The sequence below is a fragment of the Pedobacter sp. UBA5917 genome (assembly GCF_002432345.1).
Classification (GTDB): Bacteria; Bacteroidota; Bacteroidia; order Sphingobacteriales; family Sphingobacteriaceae; genus Pedobacter.
In genome coordinates, this window is record NZ_DJDT01000256.1 from 1 (window position 1) to 10,978 (window position 10,978).

The 10,978-nt window shown below is 37.8% G+C and carries 8 protein-coding genes; 4 read left to right on the forward strand and 4 right to left on the reverse strand.

Going from position 1 to position 10,978, the window contains the following annotated elements:
* A partial coding sequence (locus B2V92_RS17085) for a hypothetical protein (RefSeq protein WP_293310364.1) occupies window positions 1-892 on the forward strand: 892 nt, incomplete at its 5' end.
* Between the two features lie 12 nt (window positions 893-904).
* On the opposite strand, the gene B2V92_RS17090 is transcribed toward B2V92_RS17085, so the two are convergent.
* From B2V92_RS17090 to dtd, 4 genes are all read right to left on the reverse strand, one after another.
* Window positions 905-1,396, reverse strand: coding sequence for a hypothetical protein (locus B2V92_RS17090; protein ID WP_293310366.1), 492 nt, complete (start codon window positions 1,394-1,396; stop codon window positions 905-907).
* A 16-nt stretch (window positions 1,397-1,412) separates the two neighbouring features.
* Window positions 1,413-2,606, reverse strand: coding sequence for a hypothetical protein (locus B2V92_RS17095; RefSeq protein WP_293310368.1), 1,194 nt, complete (start codon window positions 2,604-2,606; stop codon window positions 1,413-1,415).
* 112 nt (window positions 2,607-2,718) lie between these two features.
* Window positions 2,719-4,260 (reverse strand): glycosyltransferase family 39 protein, encoded by a 1,542-nt coding sequence (locus B2V92_RS17100; RefSeq protein WP_293310370.1) that lies wholly within the window; start codon window positions 4,258-4,260, stop codon window positions 2,719-2,721.
* A 91-nt stretch (window positions 4,261-4,351) separates the two neighbouring features.
* Window positions 4,352-4,804, reverse strand: coding sequence for a D-aminoacyl-tRNA deacylase (dtd, locus tag B2V92_RS17105; RefSeq protein ID WP_293310372.1), 453 nt, complete (start codon window positions 4,802-4,804; stop codon window positions 4,352-4,354).
* Window positions 4,805-4,833: 29 nt separating this feature from the next.
* Between dtd and B2V92_RS17110 the strand changes: the two genes are divergently transcribed.
* The 3 genes from B2V92_RS17110 to B2V92_RS17120 all read left to right on the forward strand — a co-directional run bounded on the left by B2V92_RS17110 (window position 4,834) and on the right by B2V92_RS17120 (window position 10,804).
* A complete protein-coding gene (locus tag B2V92_RS17110) occupies window positions 4,834-5,859 on the forward strand; it encodes a hypothetical protein (protein WP_293310374.1) in 1,026 nt (341 codons plus the stop codon).
* On the forward strand, window positions 5,825-8,251 hold the full coding sequence (locus B2V92_RS17115) for a hypothetical protein (RefSeq protein ID WP_293310376.1): 2,427 nt from the start codon (window positions 5,825-5,827) through the stop codon (window positions 8,249-8,251). The genes B2V92_RS17110 and B2V92_RS17115 overlap by 35 nt, the downstream gene beginning before the upstream one ends.
* 102 nt (window positions 8,252-8,353) lie before the next feature.
* Window positions 8,354-10,804: a hypothetical protein gene (locus tag B2V92_RS17120; RefSeq protein ID WP_293310378.1), complete on the forward strand. Its 2,451-nt coding sequence runs from the start codon at window positions 8,354-8,356 to the stop codon at window positions 10,802-10,804.
* The last annotated feature ends 174 nt before the right edge of the window (window positions 10,805-10,978 follow it).

The following is a 10,978-nucleotide window of genomic DNA, read 5'->3' on the forward strand; positions in this document are numbered from 1 at the left end:
GCTTTACCTTAAAGACGCTGCAGTATGTGTTATTTTTATGTTGATTGCTTTTAAAACCGTTTCTGTTTTAATTGCATTTTTATACTTATCAAACCGTATTTATAATTTAAAACAACTGGTAAACCCGATAGATGTGCAGCCAATTTCTGCCAGTTTCTTTAAATGGGGCTTTTTAATCAGCTATCCGATTTTGCTTTTATTGATTATAGAAATGGGCGTTTCGGTTTTCACCATGTCTTTTTCCTCTTCAGGATTGAAAATCTCTACCGCACTTAATGTAGTTTCAGGTTTGATTTTTCTGTTTATAACTGCAAGGTTTTTCGGCAACCTGATACAGTTCCGGAATTATACATTAAAAAACTATTTCGGGGTTATCAATGCTTTTTCGGTTTTACCGGTTCTAAACCTGGCGCCATTTTTTCTGCTGGTTTTCGCCAAAATAAACACTGCACCGATCAGTAATTATATCCAGGCCCTAAAACAGAAGCGTAATATCCATCTGGCTATTTATTGCGCTTTATTGGTGATTTATTATGTTTATCAATACTTCTCAAAGGAAAAGGAAATCAGGGATTTCTCGGTGTTTTACAAACTGGCTGTTTTCATTGCTTCCATTATCCTACTTGCCAGATTTAAGCTAAGCACTAAAATTATCCCCTTTTTGGCTGTAATTATCTTATACTTTTCGGAAATAAAAGATCTTTTCGATTTTACCGATGGCTTTTTATCATTCCTGAAACACAAAATAATCTCTTTTGTATGGCTGGGCACCCTTGCTACTTTTATCCTGTACTATGTTATCGATTATATCCTGCATAAATGTTTTTATACCGAATATTTTGAACAACACGATGAGGATAAATTTGGAGCTTATATCGAAAGGTTTCTGTAAATAAAACTGCTATTATTTTGTTTTACGCAATATGATCAACATATCGCTATTGGAGAATCCATAATCGCCATTTACAAGTTTAAAATCAAAGTTGTATTTTCCATCGTGGGGAATGGTGATTTTTTTGTTCTCGATTTCAAACTGTTTCAGGGTGTAATATTTTGTACTATCGCCTGCTGAGCTGCTTTGTGTATAAGATTCGGTAGTTTTTTCGGCATTGATCTTATGATTGCCTTCGTTTACCCTTAAACTATCGAACGCGATGCTTTGTCCGTTGCTTTCGATATTATATTTTACCTTGAATGGTATGCCTTCCTTATCGCTTCTTTCGGCAATTTTAGACCATATCGTTATCACATCACCCTTTTTTAAGTCGATGGGATTGGTGCCGCCAATTTCGCCGGCCGATAAGGGTATTTCCGCAATTTTTTCTCCTATCGGATTGCAGGACGCGAGGCCTAAAATAACCAGAGCGGCAAGTATATTCTTTTTAAAGATATGCATAGTTTTAGAGCGTTGATTAATTTGATTTGATATCTAAAGTATAATTTTTACTAAAATAGCTGAACATCTTAACATAGATATCGGTATCGGATTGTGGGATCTCATCGGCAGTTTGGATAAAGAAACTTTTGTTCTTGTAATTTATCGGACAGATAACGGTTACCCCGCTTTTGTAAATTTCACCACCATATCTTTTGGATGAAAAATCAATCAGATAAGATCCTTCCTGTTGTTTTACCTGATAATTTGCCTCCCTGTTAAGGCTGTAAATTTCGCTGCCAAAATCGTAACCGCTGATCTGACCAACCTGATTGGTTTTTACAGCATCAATAAACTTATAAAAGTTCAGTTCTTTTGGCTTCGTAGCATGGTACAACGATACAAAAGTGTAATTTCCTGGAGTTCGTGGCGAAACTTTTTCATCCTCTTCCAAAAATATTTTAAGCTCTTTCTCCAGCTTCTTAAATATGCCTTTTACCAATTCGGTTTCTATTACCGGGATATTCTGCACATAATCATCCCAAGAGGTAAACTGCGTATTGGTATAACTGTGGTTGGTTAAATTTTTAGCCTGTTTTAGCAGATGCAAACAAAGGTCTACTTTTTGCTTTTTAGGGTATTTTTTACTCCAGCTTATTTCCGACCTGTAAAAAATGTAGCTCTTATTTGCTTCGTCGTAATCAAAATGAATGGTGCAAAAACTATCGCCCTGATCGAAAACCAAACTATTATCGTCTTCAAAATAAACAAAGTTGATATCGCCGTAACTTTCTTTAATATCCTTAATACTTACCTTTTTAGCGTCGTTTTCCTTAAATATCACCACGTATTCACCATACAATTCATCGTGGCGGGTAAAAGTATTGTTCAGGGTAACATATAAATAGGGCTCTGCCAGTTTAGTGAGATCAATATTGCCAATTTTACCGATTTTGGTCTCATCATTCGGTTCTACTTTGCTAACCTCAAAATTGGCAGATTGTGGAATGGTTAAATTATAGATTTTATCTATTGTAACTGTTTTCAGGGGCAACTTCATTGCCATCACCTTTTGTATTTGGGCTTTAGAAACTGCTTCTATATTTTCGCTTTCAACAGCAGCCTCATCATCGGCCTTAACCACTCTTTTACAGCTTGAAACAAAAAGGCACATTAATGCCGAATACAGGAAAATGGTATTTTTAAAGTTGAGATTGTTAATTAAGTTCATAGAAATCTTTTATCTAAATCAAATATATCATTTAACCCGCCAACTCTACCCTGTTTTCTGTATCAATCGAAAATATTAACTAATCAATCCGTTCAAAAATAAACAGTAAAGCTTAATGATAGTTTTTCTCTTCTTCTATTTCCGACTTGATGATCCCTGTTACTTCGGGCTTTGCCTCTTCGAGTAAAAACACACCTGCTCCCCTTTCGCGTGCATAAGGTGTTTTTATTTCCCCTATTTTGGTAATCTTGCCAAAATAGGGCTGCTCCCGCTTACGTTGTGGATCTTCATCGTTCCATTCTGTGACCATAATTAAACCTTTGATAGGTTTGTCGATTTTAAACCAATACAGGTAATCGGCATTGTACGATACGGCATTTATATTTTTGTATTTTGAATAATAGTTAATCGCCCCGGCCTGTCCGTAATTATCGGCACGTACCAGTAAGGTGCTTTTATCTTTAACCTTTCCGTAAGCGGAATCAACAAGTGCTGCCAGTTCTTTCCAGCCCTGCATATCTGCATAATCCTGGGGCAATTCGTGGTTTTTGCCATCTTCCCAGCGTAATGCACCCACCCGTTCGAACCTTTTATGGTGGGCAATAATCTGCCCAGGACTATAAACCGGCATTAAAAGCGGCAGCAGATAAATAAACGAGCCTATATTAAAAACAAACAACAATCCGGTTAATACATATTTCTTTGATAAAACCCTGCCCAAATAAGCTGCTCCGAAAGCAAGCAAAACCGGGTATAAACCAATGGCATAATAATCTTTTGCTTTAAAATAGCTAAATACGATAAGGGTAATGAGATAGGTTATGATAACCCAGTTGTGTTTCCTGAAATCTTTATAAAAAACCAAACTTCCGATTCCGGCAAGGAGGATAAAAATAGAGCTGATAAAAAAGAGGAACTGGCCGATAAAAAAATCAACCCGGTTTACATGTACCAATTGTGTTGCCCTTAGCAGTTTCATATGCGTAAGCACTGGAAAATGATTGTTGACCTGCCAGATTACATTGGGAGAAATAATTAAAAGTGCTAGCAGAATGGCCAGATAAAGATGTTTATTGGCAAATACTTTCCGGTTTGGGCTGATAACGATTGCTGGTAACAATCCGATAATCAGAAACAGGATATTATACTTATTCAAAAACCCTAAGGCTACAAAAACAGCAAAAGCATAGAGGTATTTGGCTTCGTTTTTATCGAAATACTTTAACAGATAGTAAAATATGGCTGTCCACGCTAAAACATCAAAAGAGTTGGGTTGGTAAAGGGTATTTAACCTAAGCAGAGAAGAACATAAACAGGCAACAGCAACCAAACATTTTGCCAGCAGGTTCCCTTTTAAAAAATCGACTATTTTCCAGCAGTACCATATCGTAGCCGCACCCATTAATGCAGGAACAAGTTTCACCATAAAAACACCATTGCCAAAAGCATTAATAATCCATGAAAACAGTGACGTTAAAGGCGGAACTGAGGTAAAACCTGCCGCCAGATGTTTGGCCTGATCTAAATGCAGAAATTCGTCGCGCTGTAATTCGTAAACCGGATTAACCCATAGAAATGATAAAATTAACTTTAAAACCAGAAAAAATATCAGAAAACCATATTCTGTTAACCTGCTTTGATTTTTATCCTCCATATTGGTTTATTGCAAAATTTATGAAAATAGATTAATTGCGGATTTTGACGGCACATGGTCCAATAAGTTACGAAGCCTGCCCCAATTCTGGTTATTCTTTATCTTTCGTATCAATCAAAATCGTAACTGGGCCATCGTTTACCAATGCAATTTTCATATCGGCACCAAAAAATCCGGTTTTTATTTTTCTGCCCAATAAAGCCGATAATTTTTCGATCATCTTTTCATAAAGCGGAATGGCTACGTCCGGTCGGGCCGCCCTGGTAAAACCTGGCCGGTTCCCCTTTTTTGTAGATGCGAATAAAGTAAACTGGCTGATCAGCAAAATATCACCTTCAACATCGGCAAGTGCTTTGTTCATCATTCCGTTTTCATCGCCAAAAACCCGCATCCCGATAATCTTCTGTGCCAACCAATCCAGATCTTCTGCTGTATCGGCATCCTCGATACCCAACAACACCAAAAATCCGTTTTCTATTGCTCCTGTTATTGTTCCGTCAACAGTGCAACTTGCCTGTGTAACCCTTTGTAAAACTGCCCGCATTTTGTATACTTTTGCTCAATAAAATTGATATGCGCAAGATAAGTATTTTAGTCATTTCTGTATTTCTCTTCATCGGCTGTAAACAGAAACCGGTTACCCATCCTACCTTTTATTATTGGAGAACAGATTATCAGAATAAGAAAGCTGAAACAGCTTATCTCAATCAATTCAAATCAAAATCCTTATATGTACGGATCATGGATGTAGATTTCAACCCCGATCTGCAGCTACCGGTACCCGTTTCGCCTATTAAATTTTCTGATCCCTTACCCAAAGAGACCGATATCATACCGGTTGTATTTATTGTTAATGAGGTTTTTAACAAAATCGACACCATGCAAACAGCAGTGATGGCCGATAGAATTGCCAAATTTGTAGGGGCAAAGGTTAAACAGGCCGGAAAACAAAATTATAAGGAGTTGCAGATCGACTGCGATTGGACAAAGGGCACCAGAAACCGGTATTTTAAATTTCTCGAACAATTAAAGGCCAACCCACTTTTAAAGGGTAAAACCCTATCGGTTACCTTACGTTTACACCAGGTTAAAAACATTGTTTCGAGCGGTGTACCGCCAGCAGAAAAGGCCATTTTAATGTGTTATAATATGGGCAATCTGCGTAAATATGGCGAACAGAACTCCATACTGGATCAGCGCGAAATGGATCTTTACCTTAAAGATTTTCTGCAGCAATATCCTTTACCCCTTGATGTGGCCTTACCCCTGTTCGAATGGGCTGTGGTATTCAGAAACGGGCAATATGCCGGTATTTCGAAACGCATCAGCAAAGTACAGATTAATGATAAAAAGCTTTTTAAGCAACGTGGAAACACGATACTTTACGATTTGCAGGTAGATTATCCGGCTGCTGGCTTAAAACAGGGCGATGTGGTAAGGTGGGAAGAAATTTCTGCCGAAAATTTACTTGTTACTTCCAAGTTTTTATCACGATATTTAAGTGCTGGAGAACGAAACCTCGTTTTTTACCATTTAGACACCGACCTCTTAAAACATTTCACCAATGAAGACCTTCAAAAAGTTATCGCTAATTTTTAGTGTATTCCTGATAACTTTTTTTGGTGAAATTGCATTCAACTTTGCCTGCGGACCTGAGATGGATCCCTTCGATTATTACCCTACCTATTTCCACAATAATGTACAGGGTGATGAATATGCTTCTTTTGCTTACAACCAAATGGTTTACCTGTACAACGACCGTGATTTTGAAACAGAAGCCCGTGTTAACGGCCATGAGTGGGCCAGGTATTTAGGTGTTAAAAAAGATGATGTAATTGATGCAATGTACAATGTTGACAGTGCAACAAGCGTTTTACTGAAAGCTTTTTCAAAACAGACCTTTAAAAAATTTCCTGACAGCCTCCGAAAAAATCAATTTCTGACCAAACTAAGCAAGCATGCCAATGCATCAAAATATTTTCACTTTGCTAAAAGCTGTGAGCCATATATAGCGGTTAATTTTGATTACTGGAATGTAAAGCAAAAAGATTCTCTTGCAATGATCCAGAAAGGCTGCGATGCCCTTGATTCGATAAACAAAGTTGGCAGCGATAGCTTTTTAAAATTGCGCTATGCTTTTCAGGCTCAAAGGATTTTTCGGTATGCCGGCGATTTCGCCCAGGCCGATTCTACTTATAACCAATTGATCAAAAATACAAAAAGCAATAGTGCCATTAAAGGCTGGTCGCTCGCTTTACATGCAGGATCAGTAGCAAACAATAACGAATCGGCTTATCTGTTTTCAAGAGTATTTGACAACAATCCGGAGAAAAGGGTACTCGCCTATAAAAATTACAGATACCAGCAGAGCGATCTTAACGAAGTTTTAAAATACGCCAAAAACGATTCCGAAAAAGCTACAATTTTAGCCGTTAACGGATTTGGTAAACCAGATTATAATTTAAATACATTAAAAGCCGTATATAAGTTAAATCCAAAAAGTTTATTAAATGGTGCATTACTTGTTCGGGAGGTAAATAAACTCGAAGAAAAATTAATACAGAACAGTGAGGTAGCAAAAGATTTTTTTGCGGTGTATACTGAAAGATGTGATGATGAAATAAACAGGGATAGCATTGCAAGTGTAGGTTTATCGAATCTAAAAAACATCAAAACTTTTGCACTTCAATTAGCTAGTGATAAAAAGTACCCACAACCCCAGCTTGGGATATTAACCGCAGCATATTTATCATGGATGGAGAAAAAAGATGCTTTGGCCGACAGTTATTTACAGAAACTAAATCCAGCAAAGCTGCCAGAGCGCCTGCATGACCAATACAGGATAATTGATTTATTGATTAAAGCGAGGAATATTAAAAAAGGAAATGATTTTAACGAAGACAAACTCGTACCAACCCTCAAATGGCTTGATAAAAAGAGGTTCTCCGAAAATGCAAAAAAACCGGCCCATGAAAATTATTATGATTGGGGAGATGCCGAAAACCGTTTCACAAAAACAACACGTAATTTTTATCAGCAGATCCTTGCACCAGCATACTTAAAAAAAGGAGATACGGCAAAAGCAGCATTGGCCATGCTAAAAGGCGATGCACGGCATAAAAGTTATATCAAGCGGTTTAGATTTAAACAAATCAGTTACCAAACCACCATGTTCTGGCAAAAACGGCTAACACCGAGGATAATGGGTCAGTTAGAAAGATACCGATCAACAAAAGGCCGTACCGGTATGGATTTGTTATTGGCGATGAGTTCGAAAAGTGTGGATAATGATGATTTTTACGAACTTTATGGTACTACTTACCTCCGCCAGCACCGGTATAGTAGCGCTTTAAAAATGTTAAACAAAATCTCACCCAGATACAAACATCCCTTTAATAATGATTGGCTTCTAAATGATTCTACATACTTTTCCAATCCATTTACAGAAAACATTAACGATTATCCCAAAAAACATGTAGGATTAAAAGAAGCATTTAACAAAAAGACTTTTGCAAAACAAATGCTCCGTTTACAACAGTTAACGGTTAACGACAAAAAAAATGCAGCGGTTTATTATTATAAAATGGCCAACGCCGTTTATCAAACCGGTTATTTTGGCAACAGTTGGTTTTTAATCAGCTACGATTGGGATACCTATGATAATAACTTACCTGTGAAACAGGCTTTTGAAATGGATTTTAAAAAAGCCTATACCGCAAAAAAATGGTATGCCAAAGCCAGATCTTTAAGTAAAGACGTAAACTTTAAAGCTAAATGTACCTTTATGATGGCAAAATGTGCACAGCAGGAGATTGTACGCGATAACGAGATAGGCTATTATCCCCATGATCGGAGTTATAAAATTTTCATGAACGAAAATTATAACAATCCATATTTTAAAGAGCTGAAAGCCAACTATAGCAAAACACCTTTTTATCAGGTTGCCTCGTCGGAATGCAGTTATTTAAAAGATTTTATCACCGTAAAATAAAAACCTTTTGTATATACATTTTATCCTTCCGATATTTATGCCCTAGAGACCGGAATCTCATTTTCTACCATTTACATGCCTATCTATTAAAACATCTTACCAATGAAAACCTTTAAAAAGTTATCGCTAATTTTTAGTGTATTCCTGATTACCTTTTTCGGCGAAATTGCCGTAAATCTTGCCTGTGGTGGCGAGATCGATCCTTACGATTATTATATCACCTATTTCCACAACAATATTGAAGGGGATGAGTATTCGCCATTTGCCTACAACGAAATGGTTTACCTGAACAGCGAAACCGATGTAGAGAGCGAACCGGATATCAACAGCCGCGAGTGGGCAAAATTCCTCAATGTAAAAAAAGAGGATGTTTTAAAAGTAATGTACAAAACAGATAGCGCCACCAATGTAAAACTAATCAATTTTGATGGCAATGTTTCGCAATTACCCGATAGTTTAAAACAGAACAGCTTTATACAGGCATTGGACAAACGTAAGGAATCGTTAAAATACTACCTTTTTGCCAAAAGCTGCGAACCTTATGCCAATGTAGAATTCAGCCTATGGGATGCCACTCCACGCGATACTGCTGCCATGGCTAACAAGGCAGACGAAGGACTAAAATTAACAGCAAGCGAAAAAGACGATTTTCTGCAATTGCGTTACGCTTACCAGGCCGAGCGTATGTTCCATTTTGCCGGGATGCACAGCGAAAGCAAATCGACCTACGAAAAATACATTAAAACCAGCAAATTAAACAGTTCGGTTAAGGGCTGGGCGTTGGCGCTATATGCCGGATCGACCCGCAGACTGGGTAACCCTGATGAATCGGCGTTCTTATTTTCCAAAGTTTTTGCAAGTAATCCGGAACGCAGGGTGCAGGCCTATAAAAATTATTATTATACCAGCTCTCCCGTTCAGGGGGCTTTAAAATATGCCAAAACCAATAGTGAAAAAGCGAATATCTGGGCAATAAACGGCTTTGGTAATGCCGATTCGGGTGTAGAAAGCATCAATAAAGTTTATACCTACGAACCAAAGAGCCAGATGAACGGTACATTGCTTGTGCGCGAGGTAAATAAACTGGAACAGGATCTGATCCAGGCAAACGATATTGCCAAAATAGGCTACAACTACTATTTTTCGGATAACGAAAAGCCGAAATACAGGGATAGTATCAAAAACATCAACCTTAAACGTTTAAACGAAATCAGGACTTTCGCAGTAAAACTGGCAACAGAAAAAAAATATCCTCAACCCGAACTGGGTACCTTAACCGCGGCCTATTTATCGTGGATGGAAAATAAAGATTTCATGGCCTCAAACTACCTTGCCATTTTAAAACCGGATAAACTATCGGAAAGGTTGCGCGATCAATACCGTATTGTTGATTTGTTGATCAAAGCGAAAAACATTAAAAAAGGCAATCCATTTAACGAGAACGATCTATTGCCAACTTTAAAATGGCTGGATGAGAAACGTTTTGCTGAAAATAAAACCCTTCCGGCAGGGCAATATGATTACGATCAGGCCGAAAAGCGTTTTACAAGAACAACCAGAAATTTTTATCAGCAGATATTGGCTCCTGCTTATCTCAATATGGGCGATACAGCCAAAGCAGCATTGGCCATGGTTAAAGGAGATATGGCAAACAAAACGCTAAAAGAAAACTCACTTTTCCAGAACATGAGTTACCAGAGCATCTCCTTTTGGCAGAAAAACTTAAGTCCGAAAAGTATGCAGGGTTTGGCCGTTTATAAAAGCAAAGCCGCCGGCGATGATGTTACCGGTTTATTGGCTTCGGCGCTGAACCAGCTTAAAAACGACGATTTTTACGAACTTTATGGTACCACCTACCTGCGTACGCATCAATATGATAAAGCGGTACAGATGTTTGCTAAAGTTTCGCCCAGTTATAAGTATTTTGCTCCTGAAAACTGGTACGGGGCAGAGTCGGAGTCAAAATTGTATGCCAATCCTTTTATCGAAACCATTAACGATTTCCCTAAAAAGTATGTAACGGCCAAAGCATCTGTTAGCAAAAAAGCTTTTGCAGCTGAAATGCTCCGTTTGCAGAAATTGCTGGTTAGCGATAAAAAGAATGAAGCGCTTTATTATTACAAAATGGCCAATGCAGTTTATCAAACAGGTTATTTTGGCAACAGTTGGTTCCTGATCAGTTACGACTGGTCATCTTATGATAACAGCAATCCGGCAAAATATGTATACGATGGAGATTATAAAAAAGCACAGACTGCAAAAGCCTGGTATTTAAAAGCAAGGGCATTAAGCACCAATGCCGATTTTAAGGCTAAATGTACTTTTATGCTAGCTAAATGTTTGCAGAAACAGATCATCATGAATGCCAATCCACTATCATTCTACTATTACGATAAAAAGAATGTGAAATGGAGAAACTTTATAAAAGCCAACTATAACAATCCTTATCTTAAAGAATTGAGGTTTAATTACGGCAAAACACCTTTTTACGCCGTTGCAGCAGGAGAATGCAGTTATTTAGGGGATTTTATTAAGCCTAAAACGCAAAACTAATTTTGTTTTAGCATTAAATTATGTTGACCATTAAGAAGTTAAGGTAGTTAAGAAAATTTCGCCGTCATCTCGACCGAAGCATAGTGGAGTGGAGATCCTTCGACTACGCTCAGGATGACAAAAGTGGACGTCATCTCGACCGGAATGCAATGAAGTGGAGAGATCTATCTCGAG